Origin of the sequence: Methylobacterium persicinum, from assembly GCF_022179525.1 — a bacterium.
Classification (GTDB): domain Bacteria; phylum Pseudomonadota; class Alphaproteobacteria; order Rhizobiales; family Beijerinckiaceae; genus Methylobacterium; species Methylobacterium persicinum.
In genome coordinates this window covers 72,878-95,682 of record NZ_BPQX01000043.1, presented here as the reverse complement: position 1 = coordinate 95,682, position 22,805 = coordinate 72,878, and the positions used below count along the sequence as shown (strand labels likewise).

Below are 22,805 nucleotides of genomic sequence, written 5' to 3'. Positions count from 1 at the left end.
CGGCACAGGGTGTGGGGTTCTGGACGGGATGGGGATGGCCGAGGCGGGCGGCACGGCGCGGCCGACGGCGCGCTCCACGGCGAAGCCCAGGCCCCCCCGCAGGACGCGCGCCGTGATCCTGGATGCCTGCCGTGTCCTCTTCAACGAGCGCGGTCCGGGGACCGTGACGACGGCCGAGATCGCCGGGGCGGTCGGCATCAACGAGGGCAACCTCTACTATCATTTTCAGCGCAAGGAGCAGGTGCTGGAGGCGCTGTTCGCCGAGTTCGAGCAGGCGTTGCGGGCCACGGCCACGGCCTACGCCGCCAGCGACGACGGCCCGGCGCGCTACCGTGCGTACCTCATGGGCTGGTTCCGCACGATGTGGGAATGGCGCTTCTTCTACCGGGATGGCGGTGTGGTCTTCCGCCTCGCGCCGCAGCTTCGCCCGCGCCTGAAGGTCCTCAGCGACGAGGGACAGGCCCTGACCCGCCAGGCCCTGGAGGCGATGCGGCGGGCCGGGCTCGTCGCCATCCCGGACGACGGGCTCGACCCGCTGGTGATCAACGCCTGGATCGTCTCCGCCTACTGGATCGATTACCTCCGCTCGCGGCGGGGCATCGACGAGGTGACGCCTGCCCATATCGATTGGGGCGCACAGCAGGTGCTGAACCTGTTCCAGCCCTACCTGACGCCGCAGGGCCGGGCCGCCGCCGAGATCGGCCCTCCCCGGGGGGCCTGAGAGGGGCGGGATTCACGGTGAGGTTGTCGGTGAGCGCCGCCGTCAGGTTGCCGCTGCCGTCTCGACAAAGGTCGTCAGGAAGCTCTGGCACAGGGTCGTCGAGGCGGCCTGAGGCACGAGGGGAGTCGCGGCAGCCGAGGCCGAGGGATCGAGACCGTCCGGGCCGTCATCGCGATCCCGCGCGACGGTTGAGGGCCGTCGTGGGGAGAAGCGCCATCAGGGACTGCAACGGCGCACTGGCCTCGCCGGACCAGACGAGATGCGTGTGGTTGACGCGCAGGTGCGGTGGCAGCGGATGGCGCTCGATGGCCGTGCTCAATACCGCATGATCCAGCACCTCCGCCGGCACGATGGCAGCCCCCGTCCCGGCGGCCACGCAGGCGACGATCGCGTGATACGAACTCATCTCCAGAACGCGCCGGGGCGATGCGTCTCCTTCCGCGAGCCACTCGATGAGGCGCTGGCGGTAGGAACAGCCATGCGGGAACGCCACGACGGTGCGCCCGCCCAGCTCGACCGCTTGGCGGACGGTCGGCGTCCCCTTGGCGGTGATCAGAACCAGTTCCTCGTCGAAGGCCGGCACCGAGGACAGGCTCCCTCGCTCGAACGGTTCGGACACGAAGGCCGCTTCGACCTCGAACCCCTCCAGCAGGCGCAGCATCGCGCGGGTCGTGCCGGTTTGCAGTTCGATGACGACGTTGGGGTTCTGCGCATGGAATGCCGACAGGATCGGCGGCAACCGTGCACCGGCCGCGCTCTCCAGGGAGCCGAGCCGCAGAACGCCGCGCACGACGCCGCTGCGCACCTCCTCCTCGGCGGCATCGGCCATCCGCAGCAACGTCTCGGCATGGCCGAGAAGGGTCCGCCCCGCATCGGTGAGGGCGAGGTTGCGCCCTTCCCGGCGGAAGAGGGCCACCCCTAGCCGTTCCTCGAACTGCTTGATCCGCGTCGTGACGTTGGAGGGCACACGGTGCAACAGGGTCGCCGCCCGCGTGACCCCGCCTTCCCGCACCACGCTGCGGAAGATGTGCAGGTCGTCGAGGTCCATCGTTCTCATATTGAGAAGCGTACGTCAGATTTATTCATTTTCCAAGAACGACCAAGTCCTGTCCTATGGGCCCACCTCATGCGCACGATCGGCCCCGTTCCCATGCCACCCAGCCGCCCACTCTGGCCCGTCATATTCAGCGGCCTCGTTGCCCTTGCCATCGCCATGGGGATCGGCCGGTTCGCCTTCACGCCGCTGATGCCGCTGATGATCCGCGACGGCACCCTCGATGCGACCGTCGGCACGGAATGGGCAGCCGCCAACTATGGGGGATATCTCGTCGGCGCCCTGACGGCCTCGTGGTTCGCCGGCAATCCGCGGGGCGGGCTGGTGCTGAGCTTGATCGGCGTCGCGCTCACGACCCTGGCCATGGCGGCCGCCGATGCCTTCCCCACTCTCCTCATCGGGGGCCTGCTCCGCGGGGCGGCGGGCATCTTCAGCGCCTGGGCGCTGGTCTGTGCCAGCAGCTGGTGTCTGGCCGAACTCGCCCGGCGCGGGGCCGGACGCCTGGGCGGGTGGATCTACACGGGCGTGGGCATCGGCATCGCGTTGGCCGGCCTGCTGGCTTGGCTCGGCGGGCGGCAACCGGCGGACCGGCTGTGGCTCGAACTGGGGCTGATCGCCAGTGCCGGCGGGCTGCTGGTCTGGGCCCAGGCCCGTGGGCAACACCCATCGCCCGCCGCGGTCGAGGAGCGCGAGGCCGCGGGCGTCGCCCCGAGGGACGAGAGCGGTCAGTCGGCCCTCATCCTCTGCTATGGAACCTTCGGGTTCGGATACATCGTGCCGGCGACATTCCTGCCGGCCATGGCCCGCGCGCTGGCTCCGGATCCTCTGGTGTTCGGGCTGGCGTGGCCCCTCTTCGGCCTCGCCGCTGCCGTCTCGGTCGCGACCGTGGCGCGCTGGCTGCCGGGCATACCCCGCCGCCGCCTCTGGGCGCTGTCGCAGGGCCTCATGGCGCTCGGGACGGCGTTGCCCCTGGTCGTTCAGGCCCTGTGGGCCGTCGCGGCATCGGCAGTGTTCGTGGGGGGCACGTTCATGGTGGCCACCATGGCGGGCCTGCAACTCGCCCGTGAGGCTCGCCCCGACAATCCGACACCGCTGCTGGCGCGGATGACCGCTGCTTTCGCGGCCGGACAGATTGCCGGCCCGCTGCTGGTGCGCATCCTCGGATCGGGTCGCTGGGGCGGGTGGGACGCCCTCGGTTGGACCGGCGCCATCGCCACACTGCTTCTGATTATGACGGCGCTTTGGCTCTGGCGCGATACAAAACCTTCCCCAGAAAGCCTCAAACTCGTCTAGAGGCCCCCTTATAAATTCCGATGTACTCCCGTTATTGTCAATGACGGCGAAGCAATTCAGAATAGCCGGATGCCCCAGGTTGGGGCGGATCCCTATATTGCTTCGCTCCGCTCACCGTGGCGGGTTTGGCAATCGGCGACGGTCATGGGCGGCGCCTCTCGGCGGGGCCCGGCACCGTCGGCTCCCGCGATCGCCGGAGATCGGAACGATGTGCGACGACGAGAGAGTAAAAGGCTACTTGCTCGAGGCGGATCAGCATATCTGCGGCGCAGAGAACCTTCTGCGTGACCTCTCGGATGCCGGGCCGACGGACATGCGGCAAATGCGGGCGGCCCTGTATCTCAAGGCCATGAGACGCCTGCGCCGCCTCATTGAGGTGCACCAGACGCTCCCCTGGAACCAAGCCGCCACCTCCGCCCCCGGCATTGGGACCGACCCGGGGCGCAGGGCGCGATGGCCGATCCCGTGGCGAGCCAAAGTCGCTCCCGATCAGACGAGCCGCATCGGCTCTGAAGGGTAGAGAGGTATCGGGGGGTCTACAGCCTTCACGCGGGCCGCCGGAGATCCCCGCACCCGGCATGCGCTCCCCTCCCTTCGACGGCACACACTCTCGGGAATGGCGGGGCACCACTCGCTTCGGAAGCGTCCGCCTCGACAAAAATAGGGTACCCCCCTATACGTCTCTCCGAGAGGTTGTCGCATGGCCCACACGATCAAGGAAAAGGCCAAGCTCCTGGCCCGGGTTCGGCGGATCAGGGGGCAGGCGGAGGCCGTCGAGCGGGCTCTGGAGGCCGAACTCGGCTGCGGCGACATCCTGATGCTGGTCGCCTCGATGCGCGGGGCCATCAATGGCCTGACCGCCGAGCTGATCGAAGATCACATCCGCCACCACGTCGTGAACCCGGATGCGGATCCGGACGCCGACCGCGCCCGGGGCGCGGCCGAGCTGATCGACGTGGTGCGGACCTACCTCAAGTAACGGGACGCCATGACACCGTTCGCCGACCTGCTTCAGCAGGGCACCGCCCATGCCTGGCTGTTCGTCCCGAGCGCGATCCTGCTCGGCGCCCTTCACGGCATGGAGCCCGGTCATTCGAAGACGATGATGGCCGCTTTCATCATCGCCGTGCGGGGCACGGTGATGCAGGCTGTCCTGCTCGGGCTGGCGGCGACGCTGTCACACACGGCCGTGGTGTGGATCATCGCCTTGGGCGGCCAGTGGCTCGGGCGGGAATGGGGCGGCGAGGCTGCCGAGCCGTATTTCCAGCTCGCCTCGGCCGTCGTCATCGTTGCCATCGCCCTCTGGATGGCGTGGCGCACGTGGCGCGAGCAACACCACGGGCATCACCACCACCACCACGATGAGATGAGGCAGGTCGCCACCGGGCGCGGCGTGCTTGCCGTGGAGGTGTGGGAGGACGGGTCGCCGCCCCGGTGGCGCGTGCGCGCCGCTGACGGGCCCCTCCCCGAAGCCGCGGACCTGACCGTGGAGACCCTGCGACCGGATGGGAGCGGGCAAACCTTCGCCGTCCTTCGCGAAGGCGACGGGTTGGTGAGCCGGGACGAGATCCCCGAACCCCACACCTTCACGGCCCGCCTGCACCTGACCGGGGCGGGCGGCAGCGAGATCCACGACCTTGTCTTCGCGGAGCACGACCACGGGCCCAACCCCATGAACCTCGGTGACGAGGACGACGCTCATGCCCGCGCCCATGCGGAGGACATCCGGCGCCGCTTCGATGGGCGCACGGTGACGACAGGCCAGATCGTGCTGTTCGGTCTGACGGGCGGCCTGATCCCCTGTCCGGCGGCCATCACCGTCCTGCTGCTGTGCATTCAGCTCAAGCAGTTCAGCCTCGGATTCGCGCTGGTCGTGTGCTTCAGCATCGGCTTGGCACTCACGATGGTCTCGGCCGGGGTTCTGGCGGCGCTGAGCGTGCGCCATGTGTCGACGCGTTGGTCGGGCTTTGGCGCCTTCGCCCGCAGGGCACCCTACGCGTCCGCGGCGCTCATCGTCCTGGTGGGCCTCTACACGAGCTGGCTCGGCTGGACGGGCCTCCGGCACGAGGCTCGGGACCATACCGCGTCCTCCGGTCCCATCCTCCGACCTTGAGGGAAGCCGCGCGCGAGCATTTCCCGCAAAGTGGACGCCGGTTCGGCACTATAAAATGCGGCAAAAATAATAGCGTAGAGCGTTTTCGAAAATCATTCGATCGCGTACTTTCCGTCTTTGCGAGCGGAGCGAAGCAATCCAGGGCAGCGGGACATCTCAGAACTGAGCGGATCCCTGGATTGCTTCGCCCCACCCGCAATGACCGTGGTGCTGACGTGATCCAAGTGTCCCGGAAGAAGCTCTAGCGCCGGGTCACGAGGACGATTGCGCCACTCGGCAGGGACTGCCCATCGCCACTGAAATCCTGCCTGCAACTTGGCTTTCCGAAGGTCTGCGCCCAGGGCAAGGTGATGATCTCAGCGGCCTCGCGGGGCTCCTCGCGGCGCATCCGGGCGGCGCGGCGCTGGGCGAAACCGATCCACCGCTTGATCAAAGGGCCCCGGCTCCGGCGCTCGCCCGGAACCTCCGATCCGCGCCCCTCCCGGGCCCAAGGCGGCCCCTTCGCCATCCACATCATACGAGCCCCCAACACCGGTCGGGGTTTCTGAGGCTTTGCTATTGATCATGCGATAGTCGCACGTCCCAATGTCTTAAGCCGGTGTCCCAAATCGTCGGGTCAGATGTCCAATTTGAGAACCCAATCGTAGAAATCGTCCCAGTCGCCCTCAGGCAGACCGGTGGGTAAGTCGGGCCCGACGGCACGGACGGGCCGGACGCCGCCGGCCTTCACGTCCTTGGGACTGACGCCGAACTCGGCCCGGAACGCCTGCGTGAAGCTCGCCGGGCTCGCGTAGCCGTAGCGGTAGGCGATCTCGGAGACCCTGATCCCGTCGTGGGCCGCCCCCGTCAGGTCGCGATAGGCCCGGGAGAGCCTCCGGCGGCGGATATGCTCGGCGACGCCGCCCAGGGGGGCGAACAGGCGGTACAGCCCGCTGCGGGATAGGCCGAAGCGCCGGCAGAGGTCCTCCACGCCGAGGTCCGGCGACCCAATCTGCGCGTCGATGTAACGGCGGATGTTCAGGAAGACCGGCGCCCGCTCGATCGGGCGGGCCAGCCCGTCCGCGGCCCCGGCCGTGCGTGCGCCCATCGCAAGAAGGATCGCGGTCGCCTGGGCCGCGGCCCGGGATTCCTCCGCGTTGCAGAGGGGGGCGCTCGTGCCCAGCGCCTTGAGATGCTCGCTGACCAGGGCCCCGAAGGGCGTGGCGGCCCGAAGGATCGTGCCATGAGCCCCGTCCAGGCCGAAACCGCCGTCCGGAAACAGGGCCCGGGGCATGATGACCGTGATGGCCCGGTAATCGGTCGATCGGAGGGACAGGGGCTGCGATAGGTCGAGGAGGCACACGTCGCCGGGGGCCATCACCGCCTCGCGCCCGGCGATCTCGACCTGCGCATGCCCGTCCATCCGGATCTTGGCCGCGATGTGATCGACGCCCATCCGCGCGACGAGACCCGACGCCCGCTGCATGCGCAGTTCCGACGCCGCGGTGAAGCCCAGGATCGCGTTGCCGAGGTGATAGACCTCCGACCGGCCGCGAAAATCCGACATGTCCTCCTTCCGGATCTGGACATCCCAGAACGGCGCCACCGCCTCCCGCCACACCGAGATCGACCGCGGACCAAGGGTCGACCCTTCCAGACGCAGATTGGGTCCACGCACACTCATCACGAACCCGGTCGTCGCTCCCTCAGGGCGGCAAAGTCCCCACACGCCTCGTCAAGGTTGTGTAACCGAAAACGCTCGTGAGCAATACAGTTTTCGCCGTTTTTATTGCGTTAGATGACAATCTTCGATCATTCATATCCCCCGCAGCTAGCCTGCCGACCCCTAACAGGGGTGCCGAGACTTCAGATTTGATGGTTTGGCACGCATTTCGCTGGTACGGGGCGGGTTCATGAAGTGTCCGGGGGAGCAACTGCGCTCCAACAGCGCGGGTCAGGGCGCGCAGCTTAAGATCCGTCAGCGGATCGATGAGGAGAGCAAGATCCCGCGACAAAATTTGCTACTTAGAAAATTGCTTTTCGGCATTGAATACCGTGTTTTTTGCTTTATTTTCTGATCTTGAGGGCGTCACGAGTACAGAAAATGACCAGCCAGGAAAAGCACCAGACTATCGAACTGATTGAGATGACCGGCGAAATTGTCGCCGCCTACGTCTCGCACAATCATGTCGCCGTGGGCGATCTGCCGGCGCTCATCGCGAGCGTCCATGCGTCCCTCGGCGGTTTCGGCACGAACGACCCGGTCGGCAAGCCCGAAGAAGAGACGGGAAGACCGACGGCGGCCCAGATCCGCAAGTCGGTGCGTCCCGACGGGATCGTCAGCTTCATCGACGGCAAAGCCTACAAGACCCTGAAGCGGCACCTGACCTCCCACGGGCTCAACCCGGACAGCTACAGGGAGCGCTACGGACTTCCGGCCGATTATCCGATGGTCGCGAGTTCCTACAGCGAGAAGCGCTCGAGCCTCGCCAAGTCGCTGGGTCTCGGCCGGGGTGGCGAGCGGGACTCAGAGCGGGCGGAGGCTCCGGCAGCAGCCCGGGGGCGGCAGAAGGTGGCCTGATCCGCCGATGACGCGGAACCGGGACGCCGCTGCAGCCGCCGACGCGGGCCCGTCATCATGACGGCCCCGCAGGACGCTGCCGCAAAGGATCTGACGATCTACTACGACGGCGGGTGCCCCCTCTGCCGGGCGGAGATCGACCATTACCGCCACTGCGCGGGTAGCGACCGGCTCGACTTCGTCGATGTCGGCCGCGACGCGCGCGCGCCGGACCTTGGGGCCGGCCTCCCCCGCGAGGCTGCCCTGGCCCGTTTCCACGTGCGCGATGCGGACGGGCAACTCGTGTCCGGCGCCGCGGCCTTTGCACGCCTCTGGCGCACCCTGCCGGGCTGGCGCTGGCTCGGGCGTGTCCTCGACCTTCGCGTCTTCGGCCTGCGCCCTCTGATGCCGGTCGCGGAGGCGGCTTACCGCCTGTCGCTTCCGCTTCGTCCGCGGCTGGCGCGCCTGATCGCCCGGCGCCGGACCTGACCCGGGCGGTCAGCCCTGGCGATCGCGCGCCGGCGCCGACGATCGCTCCAGGCTTGAGCCAGGCTAGACTGTTCGGATTCTTCATACTCCCTGCGTCGATTTATGGCTTTTCTTGCCCCGATGTCCCTAGACACGGGCTGGAGCGCGGGCTTTAATCGAAATCAATCCAGGGCGCGTCGTGGTTCGACGCGCTGGCGGCAACGTCCGCACGGGAGGAACCATGAGTTTTGCAGACAGGCGCCAGCCCGTCGGCGGGCAAACTCTTAGGCGGGGGCCGCGTCGATCTTGCGGATGGGCTCCGCCAGTCGGCCTGCGCCGGTGCCGCGGCCTCTCGCCCTGTCGGCAACGCCGTCCCCTAGCCACCGGATGCCGTGAGAGCGGTGACTTACGAAGCCTCGCGGCCGAGACATCGGCACGACCGCCCTTGTCTTGCCTCTTGCACCGCGACACTTCGAAAGTACGTGCGAATCAGCACGATTACTGGCATACTTAATTTTTGTTATCTTCCCCCTGCCTATCCCCACCCGCCGACAAGGTCAGTCGGCGGAAAGACAGCTTGTCGTTCACGAGGCGTAAACGCATCTCCGATAAATTCGTGCTGATAGTTGCTTTGTTCGCTGTTTTGAAAAAATGTGATTAATCGAATGAACATTTGTGTTACAGCGAACTACGTAGATGGTGCCGCGCCACCGCGGCGGGCGGACCTTCTGACGATTTCCGACCCTGAACGTGCCCGGCAGAGCAACCCGGTCCGAGAGCGGCCGGCCGACGGAGGCGGACGATGACCACGTTCGAGACCCTGACGCTCTTCGCCGCGTTCGGGGCCATCTGCGCCTATTACGTGACCGTCGTGGGCTTCGGCCTGACCGCGGTGGCGGTCGTCCTCGCGCTGGGCCTCCTCGGCGCGGTCGGCGGGCACCAGTTCGGGCTGGGTCTGCTGGCGTACGCCTTCGTGACCATGCAGGTCGGCTATGTCGGCGGGATCATGATATTGGCCCTCGCGCGCCATGTCCGCCGCCTGTCCACCAAGGACACGCGCCGGATCGAGGGTGAGCCGCACATCAACCAGGAGTGAGGGCACCCCGATTGCGGAGGCCGGGCGGCAGCGCGCAGATCCCGACGGGGCCGGCCACGCCACAGGAGATGGCGACGCCGGCCATCCTGAACCGCCTCGACCTCAAGACCCTCCGGCTCTTCGCGGCCATCTGCGAGGACGGGACGCTGAATGGCGCGGCACGGCGGGCCGCCATCGCCCCGTCGGCGGTGAGCAAGCGCCTCGCGGAGCTGGAGCGGGCGCTTGGCTGCCAACTGCTCGCCCGCGGCCCCAAGGGGATGCGCCCGACCCCGGCGGGCGAGACCCTCCTGCATCACACCCGGCGGATGCTGGCCAGCGCCGAGCAGATCAGCCTCGAACTCGCCGAGCATGCCCGCGGCGTGCGGGGTTTCGTCCGGGTGCTGGCGAACCTCTCGGCCATCGTCCAGTTCCTGCCGGACGATCTTCAGGCGTTCCTGGCCGCGCAGGGTGAGATCCGCGTGGATCTGGAGGAGCGCCCGAGCACCGGCGTGGTGACCGGGGTCGAGGACGGGGCGGCCGATCTCGGCATCTGCGCCGGGGGCACCGACACGCGCTCCCTGGACGCCTATCCCTATCGCCGCGACCGCCTCGTCCTCGTCGTGCCGGCCGGACATCCCCTGGCCGGGCGGGACTCGGTGTCCCTGGCCGAGACCCTCGATCACGACCATGTCGGGATGCACCGGGAAAGCTCGATCTACACGGCCCTGCGCGACGAGGCCCGGCGCCTCGGGCGCCCCCTGAAGCTGCGGATCCACGTGCCGAGCTTCGACGCCATCTGCCGGATGACGCAGGCGGGGATGGGACTCGGCGTCGTGCCGGAGGGCGTCCACGCCCTCCTCGGTCCCCAGATGAACGTCGCCGCCGTCCCCCTCAGCGACCCGTTCGCCCAGCGCACTCTGCTCCTCGTCGTGCGCCCCGGCGCCCTCACCCCCGCGCCGGCCCTGCTGTTCGCCCATCTGCGCGCGGCGGGGTGAGAGGAGCCACATCCCGTCATTGCGAGCGCAGCGAAGCAATGACGGACACCGGCGGGTGGCCGTTCTCTCCCGGAGAACGCAGCCTGACGCATCGCGTTTAGGCCCCACCGGTCGAACGCAGTATTCTTCCATCAAAGAACAAGGAGGGAGCGCTCATGCCAAGCTCATCGCCGGCTCCGGCCCAGGGTCCGCTCAGCGGCATCCGAGTCCTCGAACTCGGACAGCTCATCGCGGCACCGTTCGCCACCAAGATCCTCGGCGAGTTCGGCGCCGAGGTCATCAAGGTCGAGCCGCCGAACGACGGCGACCCCCTGCGGAAGTGGCGCAAGATGCACGAGGGCACCTCGCTCTGGTGGTACCTGCAATCCCGCAACAAGAAATCGATCGCGATCAATCTGAAATCGCCGGACGGTCTCGCCGTGGTCAAGGACCTCGTGCGCAGCGCCGACGTGGTCGTCGAGAACTTCCGCCCCGGCGGCCTGGAGAAGCTCGGGCTGGGCTGGGACGTTCTGTCGGCGCTGAACCCGAAGCTGGTGATGGTCCGCATCTCCGGCTACGGCCAGACCGGCCCCTACCGCGACCGGCCTGGCTTCGGCGCCATCGGCGAGTCGATGGGCGGCATCCGCTTCACCACCGGCAGCCCGGACAGCCCCCCCGCCCGGGTCGGCGTCAGCATCGGCGACACGCTGGCCTCGCTCCACGGGGTGATCGGCGCCCTGATGGCCCTGCTGCACGTCAAGACCGCCGGGGGCGCTGGCCAGGTGATCGACGTCTCGCTCGTGGAGAGCGTGTTCAACGTCATGGAGAGCCTCGTCCCGGAATACGACCTGCTGGGCGAGGTCCGCACCCGCACCGGCGGCGCGCTGCCCGGCATCACGCCCTCCAACACCTATCCTACCAAGGATGGCGGGTTCGTCGTCATCGCCGGCAACTCGGACCCGATCTTCCGCCGCCTGATGACGGCCATCGGCCGCCCGGATCTCGCCGAGGACCCGTCGCTGCGCGGCAATGACGGCCGCAGCGCCGTGGCGGCGATGCTTGACGGGGTGATCGCCGACTGGACCAAGGCGCGCAGCGTGGACGAGGCCCTGGACGTCCTCGACGCCGCCGACGTGCCGGCGGGGCGGATCTACTCGGTCGCCGACATCGTCGCCGATCCGCATTACGCCGCCCGGGACATGATCCTCGATGCCGAGCTGCCCGGCGGCACGATGGTCAAGATGCCAGGCATCGTGCCCAAGCTCTCCGGCACGCCGGGCTCGGTGCGCTGGCAAGGGCCGGCGCTCGGCGCCCACACCGACGACGTCCTGGCCGATCTCGGCCGCGATCCCGAGACGATCGCGCGCCTGCGCCGCGAGGGAGCCGTCCAATGACCGGCGATGCGATGCTGATCCAGGAGGTCGCCACCCGCGACGGGTTCCAGATCGAGCCGGTCTTCGTGGAGACGGCCGACAAGGTCGCCCTGATCGACGCCCTCGCCGCCACGGGCTTTTCGCGGATCGAGGTCTCGTCCTTCGTCTCGCCCAAAGCCGTCCCCGCCCTGGCGGACGCCGCCGAGGTGTTTGCCGGGATCAAGAGGCGGCCGGGCACGGTCTACGTCGCCCTGGTGCCCAACCCCAAGGGGGCCGAGCGGGCCCTGGCGGCGAAGGTCGATGAGGTGAACCTCGTCGCCTCCGTCAGCGAGACCCACAACCGCGCCAATATGGGCATGACCCCCGCCGCCTCGATCGAGGGCTTCGGCCGGATCATGGAGACGCTGAAGGGCTCAGGGCTGTCCACCAACGCCACGGTGGCCACGGCCTTCGGCTGCCCCTTCGAGGGCGACCAGCCGGCGGACAAGGTGCTGGCGCAGGTGGAGCGCTACCTCGCCCTCGGGATCGAGGGGGTGACGCTCGCCGACACGACCGGCATGGCCAACCCCCGGCAGGTCGAGGCGCTGGTCGCCCGGGCGCTCGCCCTGGTGCCGGCCGGGCGCCTGACGCTCCACTTCCACAACACCCGAGGGCTCGGCCTCGCCAACGTGCTCGCCGCCTACGGAGCCGGCGCCCGCCGGTTCGACGCGGCGCTCGGCGGCCTCGGCGGTTGCCCCTTCGCACCGGGGGCCACGGGCAACATCTGCACCGAGGATCTCGCCAACATGGCGGAGGAGATGGGCATCGCGACGGGCCTCGACCTCGAAGCTCTGATCGGCCTCTCCCGCGATCTGCCCCGCCTCGTCGGGCACGACGTGCCGGGGCAGGTCGCCAAGGCCGGACGCCCTTCCGACCTGCACCCGATCCCGCAGGCCGCCTGAGGCGCCAGGGGGTGTTCGAATTGGCATGTTGCTACCGTTGACCCCTCTTGCCCTCATCCTGAGGTGCCGGCGCGAAGCGGCGGCCTCGAAGGAGGGTTCCAGGGATCGCGCGACTTCTGGAGCCCTCCTTCGAGGCCGCTGACGCGGCACCTCAGGATGAGGGTTTTGAGGAGGAGATGCGGCCCTGATGCAACTCGATCTGTTCCGGCTCTAGCCGACCGCAAAACCCCTTACCGCCGGACGCCGCCATCAGAAGCGGCGCCGGACGGCCCGTGGGCGCAGGCCGCCCAACCCCTTGGAGGACACACCCATGAGCGCCGTCACCACCAGCCCGCTGACGGGCGTGGCCGAAGTCACCGAGAGCAGCGTGGTCCGCAAGGCCGCATGGCGGCTGATGCCGCTGATCATGATCTGCTACATGTTCGCGTTCTTCGACCGCATCAACATCAGCTTCGCGAAGTTCCAGCTCCAGAGCGATCTCGGCTTCAGCAACGTCGCCTACGGGCTCGGGGCGAGCATGTTCGTGATCGGCTACGTGATCTTCGAGGTGCCCTCGAACCTGTTCCTCTACAAGGTCGGGGCCCGGCGCTGGATCGCCCGGATCATGATCTCCTGGGGCATCGCCACGGCGCTGATGGTGTTCATTGCCACCGAGTGGCAGTTCTACGCCCTCCGCTTCGTCATCGGCGCGATGGAGGCGGGCTTCGCACCGGGCATCCTCTACTACCTGACCCTGTGGTTCCCGGCCTCGTTCCGCGGGCGGGTGACGTCGTTCCTGTTCGTGGCCTCGGCCTTCTCCGGCATTTTCGGCGCCCCCGTGGCGGGGCTGATCCTCGGCGGCCTCAACGGCACGGCGGGGCTCGCCGGCTGGCAGTGGCTGTTCCTGGCCGGCGGCCTGCCCTGCCTCGTCCTCGGCGTGCTGGTGTTCCTTCGCCTCGACGACCGGATCGAGGACGCCAACTGGCTGACGGCCGAGGAGAAAGGCGTCCTGTCCTCGACGATCGCCCACCACAACCGCGGGATCGGCGATCACTCCCTGTGGGGCGCGATCCGGCAGCCGGGCTTCCTGCTGATCGCCCTCGTCTACTTTCTCCTGCAGGTCGGCTCCTACGGCCTCAACTTCTGGGGGCCGGACCTCATTAAGACCGCCACCGGCGGCACGGCGGCCTCCGTGGGCTTCCTCACCGCGGTGCCTTACATCTGCGGCGCCATCAGCATGGTGGTGATCGGACGCCTGTCCGACGCCTCCGGGGACCGCCCGAAATTCGTCGCCGGCCTCGCCGTCGCGGCGGCCATCGGCTTCTTCGCCGCTGGCCTGTTCGACAAGCAGATCGTGCCCCTGATGATCGCCCTGGCGCTGGTCGGTTCCGGCATCGTGGCCTCGATCCCCACCTTCTGGACCCTGCCGGCCAAGCTCGTGACCGGCGTCGGCGCGGCGGGGGGCATCGCCCTCATCAACACGCTGGGCCAGTTCGGCGGCATCGTCAGCCCGGTGGCGGTGGGGTGGGTGAAGGACCTGACCGGCTCGACCACCCCCGCCCTCTACGGCATCGGCACCCTCTGCCTCGTCGCCGCGGCGCTCCTGCTGTTCGCGCCCCCCGCCAGCCTGCGCCGCAACGACCGGGGCGTCTGAACCGGGGGCGGCCCCCGATGCGGCGGACGGGCCACACGGCAAACCCAACCGGACCGCCGGCATCCCGGTGCGATTGACCCTTCCCCGCCGCGATGGGATGACGGCGGTGACGGTTCCCCTCGGGGATCAAAAGGGAACGCGGTGGGGGCTTCCGGCCCGATGCCGCGGCTGCCCCCGCAACTGTAAGCGGCGAGCCCGGCACCACTGCGTCACTGGATGGGTCCATCCGGGAAGACGGTGCGAGGGCGGTGACCCGTGAGCCAGGAGACCTGCCGTCAGCCGTGGTCACACGCGGAACGCGCCGGGCGGGGTGTCCTGGCGGGTGTCGAAGCGCAGGGCCGATGGCTCGGCGGGGAGACCTCATCCGCGGTGACGTGCCACTGTCGCCGTCGAGGCCCCCGTGTCCTGCCGTCCGCGTTTCGCGTCCCTCCCCGCCTTCGTTATCTCCTCCAGTCTTGGCCTGACGGCCTTCCCCGGCATCGCCCCAGCCCAGGGCGGATCCAACCCGACCGAGACGACACTCGACGAGATTTCGGTCACCTCCGAGAAGACCGATGCCGTCGCGCAGACCGCCCCCGCCGCGAGCGCGGGCTATGCCGGCGGCGTGAGCGGCATCGGCGGCCAGCTGCTGACCGTGGATTCCGCCAGCGCAGGGTTCATCACCGGCGCGCAGATCAACAACCGTCCGGTGACGCGGCCCGGGGAGGTGCTGGAGGAAGTACCCGGCCTCATCGTCACGCAGCATTCCGGAGAGGGCAAGGCCAACCAGTTCTTCCTCCGCGGCTTCAACCTCGACCACGGCACCGACATCGCTTTGTTCCTCGACGGCATGCCGCTCAACATGCGCACCCATGCCCACGGCCAGGGCTATGCCGACATCAACTTCCTGATCCCGGAACTCGTGGGCGGCGTGGAGTTCCACAAGGGCCCCTACTTCGTCCGTGACGGCGACTTCGCCTCGGCCGGGTCGGTGCGGATCGACTACCTCGACAGCGTCCCGAAGAACCTCGCCCTCACCTCCATCGGCTCGTTCGGCTACCGGCGCGCCCTGTCCATCGCCTCGGCGCCCCTCGCCGGGGGCAACCTGCTGGTCGCGGCCGATGCCCAGGTCTACGACGGGCCATGGGTCGTCCCTGACGCCCTGCGCAAGATCAGCACGGTGGCCCGCTACAGCCAGGGCACTGCGCTCGACGGGTTCTCGGTCACCGGCATGGCCTATGCCGCCCGTTGGACGGCGACCAACCAGATCCCCGAGCGCGCCGTCGTCTCGGGGCTGATCGACCGGTACGGAACCCTGAACCCCACGGATGGCGGCGACACGTCCCGCTTCTCCGTTTCGGGCAAGTTCAGCGCCACCGACACCACGGGGGTGACCCGGGCCTCGGCCTACGTGGTCCGCTCGCAGCTCAACCTCTTCAACGACTTCACCTACTTCCTGAACGACCCGGTCAACGGCGACCAGTTCCACCAGCTGGACCAGCGGATCATCGGCGGTGGCGAGGCCTTGCACATCTTCCAGGGCGACCTGTTCGGCCGTCCGATGGAGAACGAGATCGGCGTGCAGACCCGCACCGACACGATCCGGGTCGGCCTGTTCGACACGACGAACCGGCAATACCGCTCCGGCATCCTCGACGACCGGGTGCTGGAGACGAGCGGCGCCTTCTACTTCGACAACCGGGTGCGATGGACGGAGTGGCTGCGCACCGCCATCGGCTTCCGTGCCGACGGCTACTATGCCAGCGTCGCCTCCGACACCCCGGCAAATTCGGGCAGGGCCCGGGACGGCATCGTGAACCCGAAGCTCGGCCTCACCCTCGGGCCGTGGTTCGACACGGAGCTGTTCGTCAACTACGGCGGCGGCTTCCATTCGAACGACGTGCGCGGCGTCACCGCCACGGTCGATCCGGCGAGCGCGCTGTTCACCACCACGCGCGCGCCCTTCCTCGTCCCGTCCACGGGCTACGAGGTCGGCCTGCGCAACCGGTCCATCGCCGGGCTGGAGACGAGCGTGGCCCTGTTCCGGCTCGATTTCGCCTCCGAGAACCTGTTCCAGGGCGACACCGGCACCACGGAACCGAGCCGGCCGACCCGGCGCTTCGGCGTGGAATGGACCAACCGCTATGCGGTGACGCCCTTCCTGTCCCTGGAGGGCGACCTGACGATCACCAACGCCCGCTTCTCGGATGCCGACCCCGTCGGCAACCGGGTGCCGGAGGCCCCCACGACCATCGCCTCCGCGGGCATCACCTTCGGCGAGCCGCTGGGCTGGTTCGGGTCCCTGCGCTTCAGGTACTTCGGGCCGCGCCCCCTGATCGAGGACAACTCGATCCGCTCCCGCCCGACCGCCCTGCTCAACGGCCGGGTCGGCTACGCCTTCGAGAACGGGGTCAGCGTGTCCCTCGACATCCTGAACCTGACGAACAGCAAGTCGGACCAGATCACCTATGCCTACGTCTCCCGACTTCCCGGCGAGCCGGCCGAGGGGCTGATCGACCGGGTGTTCCATCCCGTCGAGCCCACCGCCGTGCGGCTGACCGTGGCCGGCCGGTTCTGACGCGACCGGTCCGGAGCCCCAGGCGCGGCGGACGGCCCCTCAGGCCGCCTCCGCCGTGCCGGGACGGGTCTCGACGAGGGTCCCGCCGTGCACCGTGAGCACCCGGTCGGCATAGGGCAGGACGTGACGGCTATGGGTCACGAAGACCTTCGCCGCCGGAAAGCGCAGGAGCGCCTGCACCAGCTCGGCCTCGGAGGCCGGGTCGAGGTTGGCCGTCACCTCGTCGAGGAGCAGGAGCCGCGGGCGGCGGCAGAGGGCGCGGGCCAGGATCAGGCGCCGCCTCTGCCCGGTGGAGAGAAGGGGGCTCTCGGCGGAAAGCAGGGTCGCGAAGCCCTGCGGCAGGCCATGGACCGCATCGAGCAGGCCCACTTGATCGAGGGCCGCCTCGATCTGCGCCTGACTGATGTCGGGCGAGTAGAGGGCGACGTTCTCGGCCACCGTCCCGGCGAAGAGCTGGTCGTCGGCGAAGACGCAACCGATATTCGCCCGGTACTCGTGCACGCCGAAGGCATCGATCGGGCGGCCATCCACGAGGAGCCGTCCGCGCCGGACCGGATGCAGGCTCGCCAGGATGCGCAGCAGGGAGGACTTGCCGCAGCCTGAAGGACCGATGATCGCCAGGGTCTCGTGACGGGCGATGTCGATCGTGAGGTTCACCTCGGCGATGAGGGGGGCGTCGTTGGCGGCAAACTGCACGGCGAGGCCCTCCAGGGCGACGCTGTGACGGATCACCCGGGCGATGTGCACGCCCTCGCTCGCGGGTTCGGGCGTCTCGTCGAGCACGTCGTCGAGGCGGCCGAAATGCACCCGCATCACGGACAGTTGCAGAAAGCTCATGATGAGCGCGTTCATCGTGGTGAAGAAGGCGGCGCGCAGGGCGAAGAAGGCGTAGAGCACGCCCACCGAGAGCGTGCTCTTCATCACGTCGGTGACGCCCATGTAGAGTGTCGCCACCGTCCCCAGCGCGAAGATCAGGTGGAGATACAGGTCAGCGTCGATCGACAGCTTCTTGGAGCGGTAGCCGAAATTGGCGAAGCGGGTGAAGCTTTCAAGCCATTTCAGGGCGAAGAAGCCGCCAGTGTTGCTCGCCTTAAGACCGGCGATCTGTTTGAGGCCGTCCAGAAGCCGCGCCTGTTCCTCCGAACGCGATTCCAGGGACAGGGTCGTGGCCCGGGCGATCTCGGGATAGGTCGCGAAGCGCACCAGCACCGCCACGACCAGGGTCAGCACCGAGACCCCCGCCATGGCCGGCGCATAGTAATACATCATGCCCACCAGCAGCACGGACATGATCCCGTCGGCGATGGAGGAGACGAAACCCGTGACGAGGAAGGTCTTGATCTGATCGACCGAGGTGAGCCGCGTGACGAAATCGCCGGGATGACGGGATTCGAAGAAGCCGAGCGGCAGGCGCAAGGCATGGCCGATGATGTTGCGGGTGAAATGGATCTCGAACATCGTCGCCGCGCGCAGGGTGACGAGGTCCCGCAGCCACCGCGACACCGCCTCGAAGGCGGTGAACAGCAGGAGACCGACGATCACCACCGTGAGCAGGTCGAGGTCGTATTGCGGGATTACCGTATCGATGGCCGTCTGCAGGAAGACGGGGGTCGCCAGGGCGAAGAGGGTGGCCGCCAGGGACATCACAGCGATCAGGCCGACCGTGTGCTCGATGCCGCGGCAGGAGCGGTAGACGCTCCAGAACAGCGATTTCCGTGAGGCCCGGACGGCCTTGAAGTCGATCCGCGGCTCGAATTCCAGCGCGACGCCCGCGAAATAGCGCTCCATGTCTTCCCGGGCATAGAGGCGCGGGCCGAAGGCCGGATCGTGGACGTGATAGGTGCCGCGCACCACCTTCTCGAGCACGACGAAGTGGTTGCCGTTCCAGTGCAGGATCGACGGACCCTTGAGCCCGGCGAGTTCCTCCACCTGCGAGACCGCGAGCCCCTGGGCGTCGAGGCCGATCTGTCCGGCGACCTCAACGATCTCGGCGAAGGTCATGCCCCGGCGGGAGGGGGGGAACAGCGCCCGCAGATAGGGAAGGTCCAGGTCGTGACGGTGGGCGTTGGCCACCATCGCGAGGCAGGCCAGCCCGCACTCCATCGTCTCGCTCTGGAGCACGGGGCGGACGGCCCGGGTGTGGAGTCGCGAAGCGAACATCGGCGTTCGTCCCCAGCCCTTCTCACCGCCCGCGCAGGGCGCGGATCGGATCGAGCATCCAGTCGATCAGCCGCCGACGCTCGACGACGATGTCCGCCGAGAGGGTCGAGCCGACGCGGATCGGGACGCGCTCGCCATAGGCATCGACATCGGGCCGGTCGGGCGTGATCTCGATGCGGTAGGCCGATTGGCGGACCACCGGGCGCGGATCGAGCCCGGGATCGTCCTTGGCCTCCCCCGGCGCCCGGATGGCGGCCTCGGAGATCGAGCTGATCGTGCCGTGATAGATGCCGAAGGTCTTGAACGGGAAGGCATCGTATTTGAGGATCACCCGCTGGCCGACCTTGGCGAGGCCCACCGCCCGGGCGGGCGCCTCGACCACGACGAGGGGCGCCGCCCCGGGATCGCCGACCGCTGCCAGGAACTGCCCGGCCGCCACCGAGTCGCCGACCTTGCCGGCCAGGGCCAGCACCGCGCCTGCACCCTGGGCCTGGACCTCCAGGGCCGATTCGGTGCGTAGGGCGGCGAGCCGGCTGTCGGTCGCCTCGATCTGGTTCTGGGCGGAGACCTTCTGCGTCTCCCGGGCTGCGACGAGTTGCCGGAAGTCGCGCTTGCGCTCGGCGTCCAGGCGGAGCTGCTCCATACGCCGGAGGCGCAGATCCGAGGTCAGGCGGTCGTACTCGAAGGTGGTGCGCTCGTGCGATTCGAGCAGATCGCGGGTGGCGTCGCCCTGGCGGACATAGGCCGCCACACGCTTGACCGTGGCGCGGCTGCGCTCGGCGGCGGCCTCGCTGCGGCGGATCTGATCGGCGAGGCCGGCATAGTAGGCCGCCTGATCGGCCTCGATCTTCGCCTGCTGGCGGGTCGCCTCGTCGATGAAGGCGGTGGAACGCGCCACCTCCTCCGCCAGCGTCTTGCGGGTGAGGAGCAGGTTGCGGGTCTCGGCCTCCACGGCCGATTCGCCCCCTGCGGTCGCGGTCCCGATGCGCAGGGCGAAGAGGGGCTGGCCGACCTTCACCGCCTCGCCCTGGCGCACGGCAACGCGGGTGATGACGCCTGCCCGCGGCGCGTCGATGCGGGCGAATCCCCCCGTGGTGGCCACGATCCCGCGGACGCTCTCGGTCTGGGCGAAGCGGCCGTACCAGAGACCCGCGGAGACCGCCGCCACCACAGCGGCGACGAGGATCGCCGCGAAGGTCGCGCTGCGGTTCTGGCGCAGGTCGATGGTTTGCAGGATGCGGGCGCTCGGCAGGGCCGAAGCCGGCCGCTCCTCCCCGGCCCCTTCGCCATCCCCCCGGGCGGTGTCCGGCGCTGTGTCTCGGGCAGCCTGAGGGGCAGGCTCGTCGCCAGAACCCGGGGGCTCGATGCTACCTTCCGCGCGCCCGTAGCGAGGCATCGGCCTTTCTTCCAACGTCATGCGTTTGCTCCGCTCATGGCGTTGTGCGAGGTCTCGGCATCGTGCAGGTACTCGTCGAGGCGCGGCCACATGAACCATTGTTCAGGGGCCCGCAGGATCGAGCGTTCGATGTGGCGCCGGACGATGTCGGCGACCTGCCGCCGGGTGTCCGGCGCGTTGTCGGCCACCTCGAAGGGCCGCCCCGCATGGATGACGTCGCCGCCGAGCGACGAGGTGATGGCCAGCGGCAGCACCGTCGCCTCCGTGAGCCGGGCCAGTTGGTCGATGCCGAGGGCGAGCTGGACCGGCCGGCCGAACAGCGTCGTCTGGAAGGGCGCCCCGTAGCTCGCCGGCAGGTCGATGAAGCTCACGATGGTCGCCCCGGCACGGGCGAAGCGGATGGCGCCGAGGAAATCCTGCCGGTTGCGCACGTTGAGGAAGCGCATGTCCACGCCGAGTTCGCCGATCCGCCGCATCACGGCGGTCTCGACGGGCCGGTCCTCCCGGGCGCGCAGGATCAGCATGGGCCGCCCCGGAAAGAACCGGTCGATCAGGGCAGCGAAGGGGAGTGCGAAGCAGCCCATATGGAGGGGCGCTAGGAGCACGGGCTTCGCCCCCGCGGCGACGCTTGCGATCAGACCCGCATCGGGGATCGCGACGGAGCGCATGTCCGCCCGGATGGCCCGGTGCGACCGCCGCAGCAGCGCCAGCCATTCGAGCTGAACGAGGCGGTCGGCGAACAGTGCCTCCGCATCGAGGCGCCGGGCCTCCGCCCGGGACAGCCGCAAGATGCCCTCGAAGACCGGCGCGAGGCCGAGGGTCGCCTTCCCGCGCAAGATGCGCCGGGCCGGCCACACCGTCCTGAAACCGTGTCGCCGGACCGGAAGGGGCAGGGATGCCGCCAGGAGGCGCGAAGGTGGGATCTCGCTCATCACGCCGCCCGGATCCGCCCGGCGGGGGTGGGCCGACGGGACTGTGCCCGACGGCCCGATTCGATCCGGTTTACGAACAGCAGGAGTTGCAGCTCTTCGGCGCGGGGGCGCAGGGAGCGGGCTTGCAGGGCGGCGGAGCGCAGGGGGCGCAGCCGCCGGAAACGGACTTCAGGGTCGCGAGGTCGAGCTTCTTCATCAGGTGCCTCCTGCTGGAAACGGCGCGGCGTTCCGCCTGCCGTCGGGCCACGGGCGGGCCGCAGCTGGAGGTTAGGTTTACAAAGATTTACCAGCAAGCGTAGAAAACTACGGATATCCACTGAAAAAGCCTAAATGCAGTCACGTAGCATGGCTAAATTACAGCATAAAATAATTAATGGTGCATAAAACGCCTTATGCCCCTAGGCACCAATAACGCATATCGACCCAACGAGAAGAACGGAAGTCGGCGATGGACTGCCATCCAGGTATCGATCGCGGGGGCTGCAGCGGAATGAACCCACGAGATATCATCGAGAGCGCTGAAATCGTGTCATCACAGGGGATCATTTGCGCGCTCCTCTCGGGTTCGCCGCCCGAACTCTCCTACGGCGGTGCGGCGGAGGGACTCGACGCCGTCTTGGAGCCGGCTTTCGTCTTCGTGGGCCGGTTCGGAACAGGGTCCGGCGCCGAATCGATCGGCGGGCCGGAGCGCGTCCTCGGGCCGGCGCCGTGATCCGCGTGCTCACCGCGATCACCGGGCTCCTCGCCCTCCTCTATCTGGCGGCGACCGGTGTCCTGTACGCCCGTCAGCGGGACATCCTGTTCCGGCCGGAGCCGCTCGATTGGCCCCCGGAGGCCCTGGATCTGGACGGTGTCGCGGTCCACCGGATCCAGACCGAGGACGGCGAACATCTGGTGGCGTGGTACGCCCGCGGGACGGGCCGGCGGCTCATCCTCTTCCTGCACGGGACCGGCGGCTCCCTGACCCGGCGAGCCGAGCGGATACGCCAGCTTTCGGCCTTCGGCTCCGTCCTGGCCATCGACTATCGCGGGTTCGGGGGCTCCAGCGGCACCCCGTCCGAAGCGGGGCTCGGGCGCGATGCCGAGGCGGCCTACCGCTTCGCGCTGGGGGCAGGTTTCGCCCCCGGCGACATCGTTGTCCTTGGGGAATCCCTCGGCTCGGGGCTCGCCCTCCGGCTCGCCGCCCGCCACCCCGTCGGCGGGGTGGTGCTCGCGGCCGCCTATGCCTCGATCCGGGCCGTGGCCGCCGAGCGATACTGGATGTTCCCGGTGGCGTGGACCCTGAAGGACCCCTTCGACGTCACCCCCGACCTCCGTCGCGTCGTGGCGCCGATCCTCGTCCTTCACGGTACGGATGACCGGGTCGTCCCCCTCCACCATGCGGAAACTCTCGTCGGAGGCGCCGGGCCGAACCTCACCTTCGTCCGGGTCCCCGCCGGATCGCACATGATCCTATCCGACCCCGCGGGGGCGGAGTCCCTTGCCTTGTGGCTCTCCCGCCTCCCCGCAGCGCCACCCAAGGCGGAGGCCCACAGCCCCTGAAAGGTTTCGTGTCGTGGACGGTTCGGCCGGCCGA

The 22,805-nt window shown here is 68.6% G+C and carries 21 protein-coding genes and 1 riboswitch; of the genes, 15 read left to right on the top strand and 6 right to left on the bottom strand.

The genetic code is table 11. The features are described 5' to 3' along the window. Positions 1-112 precede the first annotated feature (112 nt). Entirely contained in the window at positions 113-721 is a 609-nt protein-coding gene (locus MFF22_RS18460) for a TetR/AcrR family transcriptional regulator (RefSeq protein ID WP_238250661.1), read from the top strand. Between the two features lie 166 nt (positions 722-887). Here MFF22_RS18460 and MFF22_RS18455 read toward each other — a convergent pair whose 3' ends face one another. Beyond that, positions 888-1,769, bottom strand: coding sequence for a LysR substrate-binding domain-containing protein (locus MFF22_RS18455; protein ID WP_238250658.1), 882 nt, complete (start codon positions 1,767-1,769; stop codon positions 888-890). A 102-nt stretch (positions 1,770-1,871) separates the two neighbouring features. On the opposite strand from MFF22_RS18455, the gene MFF22_RS18450 reads away from it, so the two are divergent. From MFF22_RS18450 to MFF22_RS18435, 4 genes are all read left to right on the top strand, one after another. Then, entirely contained in the window at positions 1,872-3,068 is a 1,197-nt protein-coding gene (locus MFF22_RS18450) for a YbfB/YjiJ family MFS transporter (protein WP_238250656.1), read from the top strand. 208 nt (positions 3,069-3,276) lie between these two features. After that, positions 3,277-3,588 (top strand): hypothetical protein, encoded by a 312-nt coding sequence (locus MFF22_RS18445; protein WP_238250647.1) that lies wholly within the window; start codon positions 3,277-3,279, stop codon positions 3,586-3,588. Between the two features lie 180 nt (positions 3,589-3,768). Next, complete coding sequence (locus MFF22_RS18440; protein WP_238250645.1) at positions 3,769-4,047, top strand: metal/formaldehyde-sensitive transcriptional repressor; 279 nt, start codon at positions 3,769-3,771, stop codon at positions 4,045-4,047. A 9-nt stretch (positions 4,048-4,056) separates the two neighbouring features. Beyond that, a complete protein-coding gene (locus MFF22_RS18435; protein ID WP_238250643.1) occupies positions 4,057-5,181 on the top strand; it encodes a nickel/cobalt efflux transporter in 1,125 nt (374 codons plus the stop codon). 241 nt (positions 5,182-5,422) lie between these two features. Here the strand turns inward: MFF22_RS18435 and MFF22_RS18430 are convergent, their stop codons facing one another. Together MFF22_RS18430 and MFF22_RS18425 are read right to left on the bottom strand one after the other, a co-directional pair. Then, positions 5,423-5,614 carry a hypothetical protein gene (locus tag MFF22_RS18430; RefSeq protein ID WP_238250641.1) on the bottom strand — a complete coding sequence of 64 codons (192 nt, stop codon included), beginning with the start codon at positions 5,612-5,614 and terminating at the stop codon, positions 5,423-5,425. Positions 5,615-5,797: 183 nt separating this feature from the next. Further along, a complete protein-coding gene (locus MFF22_RS18425; protein ID WP_238250639.1) occupies positions 5,798-6,844 on the bottom strand; it encodes a helix-turn-helix domain-containing protein in 1,047 nt (348 codons plus the stop codon). Between the two features lie 420 nt (positions 6,845-7,264). On the opposite strand from MFF22_RS18425, the gene MFF22_RS18420 reads away from it, so the two are divergent. The 8 genes from MFF22_RS18420 (at position 7,265) to MFF22_RS18385 (ending at position 16,741) form a co-directional block, all read left to right on the top strand. Next, on the top strand, positions 7,265-7,741 hold the full coding sequence (locus MFF22_RS18420; RefSeq protein WP_238250637.1) for a Ros/MucR family transcriptional regulator: 477 nt from the start codon (positions 7,265-7,267) through the stop codon (positions 7,739-7,741). 57 nt (positions 7,742-7,798) lie between these two features. Beyond that, positions 7,799-8,209 carry a thiol-disulfide oxidoreductase DCC family protein gene (locus MFF22_RS18415; protein ID WP_238250610.1) on the top strand — a complete coding sequence of 137 codons (411 nt, stop codon included), beginning with the start codon at positions 7,799-7,801 and terminating at the stop codon, positions 8,207-8,209. 781 nt (positions 8,210-8,990) lie between these two features. Further along, entirely contained in the window at positions 8,991-9,284 is a 294-nt protein-coding gene (locus MFF22_RS18410; protein WP_238250608.1) for a hypothetical protein, read from the top strand. A gap of 11 nt (positions 9,285-9,295) precedes the next feature. Continuing rightward, a complete protein-coding gene (locus MFF22_RS18405; RefSeq protein WP_306424686.1) occupies positions 9,296-10,258 on the top strand; it encodes a LysR family transcriptional regulator in 963 nt (320 codons plus the stop codon). Between the two features lie 155 nt (positions 10,259-10,413). Beyond that, complete coding sequence (locus MFF22_RS18400) at positions 10,414-11,631, top strand: CaiB/BaiF CoA transferase family protein (protein ID WP_238250606.1); 1,218 nt, start codon at positions 10,414-10,416, stop codon at positions 11,629-11,631. Further along, positions 11,628-12,551 (top strand): hydroxymethylglutaryl-CoA lyase, encoded by a 924-nt coding sequence (locus MFF22_RS18395; RefSeq protein WP_238250603.1) that lies wholly within the window; start codon positions 11,628-11,630, stop codon positions 12,549-12,551. The genes MFF22_RS18400 and MFF22_RS18395 overlap by 4 nt, the downstream gene beginning before the upstream one ends. Before the next feature lie 310 nt (positions 12,552-12,861). Beyond that, positions 12,862-14,184, top strand: coding sequence for an MFS transporter (locus tag MFF22_RS18390; RefSeq protein WP_238250601.1), 1,323 nt, complete (start codon positions 12,862-12,864; stop codon positions 14,182-14,184). Positions 14,185-14,277: 93 nt separating this feature from the next. Beyond that, a riboswitch (cobalamin riboswitch) is annotated at positions 14,278-14,475 on the top strand. A 238-nt stretch (positions 14,476-14,713) separates the two neighbouring features. Then, the gene (locus MFF22_RS18385; protein ID WP_238250698.1) at positions 14,714-16,741 is read left to right on the top strand and encodes a TonB-dependent receptor; all 2,028 of its coding nucleotides are present in this window, start codon (positions 14,714-14,716) and stop codon (positions 16,739-16,741) included. Positions 16,742-16,780: 39 nt separating this feature from the next. Here the strand turns inward: MFF22_RS18385 and MFF22_RS18380 are convergent, their stop codons facing one another. From MFF22_RS18380 to MFF22_RS18370, 3 genes are read right to left on the bottom strand one after another with little or no spacing between them, the layout of a single operon-like run. Further along, positions 16,781-18,901: a peptidase domain-containing ABC transporter gene (locus MFF22_RS18380; protein WP_238250599.1), complete on the bottom strand. Its 2,121-nt coding sequence runs from the start codon at positions 18,899-18,901 to the stop codon at positions 16,781-16,783. A 22-nt stretch (positions 18,902-18,923) separates the two neighbouring features. Next, positions 18,924-20,318, bottom strand: coding sequence for an HlyD family secretion protein (locus MFF22_RS18375; RefSeq protein WP_238250597.1), 1,395 nt, complete (start codon positions 20,316-20,318; stop codon positions 18,924-18,926). Beyond that, positions 20,315-21,229: an LpxL/LpxP family acyltransferase gene (locus MFF22_RS18370; protein ID WP_238250595.1), complete on the bottom strand. Its 915-nt coding sequence runs from the start codon at positions 21,227-21,229 to the stop codon at positions 20,315-20,317. The genes MFF22_RS18375 and MFF22_RS18370 overlap by 4 nt, the downstream gene beginning before the upstream one ends. Positions 21,230-21,719: 490 nt before the next feature. On the opposite strand from MFF22_RS18370, the gene MFF22_RS18365 reads away from it, so the two are divergent. Both MFF22_RS18365 and MFF22_RS18360 read left to right on the top strand, forming a co-directional pair. Next, positions 21,720-21,941: a hypothetical protein gene (locus MFF22_RS18365; RefSeq protein ID WP_238250593.1), complete on the top strand. Its 222-nt coding sequence runs from the start codon at positions 21,720-21,722 to the stop codon at positions 21,939-21,941. Next, the gene (locus MFF22_RS18360; RefSeq protein ID WP_238250591.1) at positions 21,938-22,771 is read left to right on the top strand and encodes an alpha/beta hydrolase; all 834 of its coding nucleotides are present in this window, start codon (positions 21,938-21,940) and stop codon (positions 22,769-22,771) included. The genes MFF22_RS18365 and MFF22_RS18360 overlap by 4 nt, the downstream gene beginning before the upstream one ends. Positions 22,772-22,805: the final 34 nt, after the last annotated feature.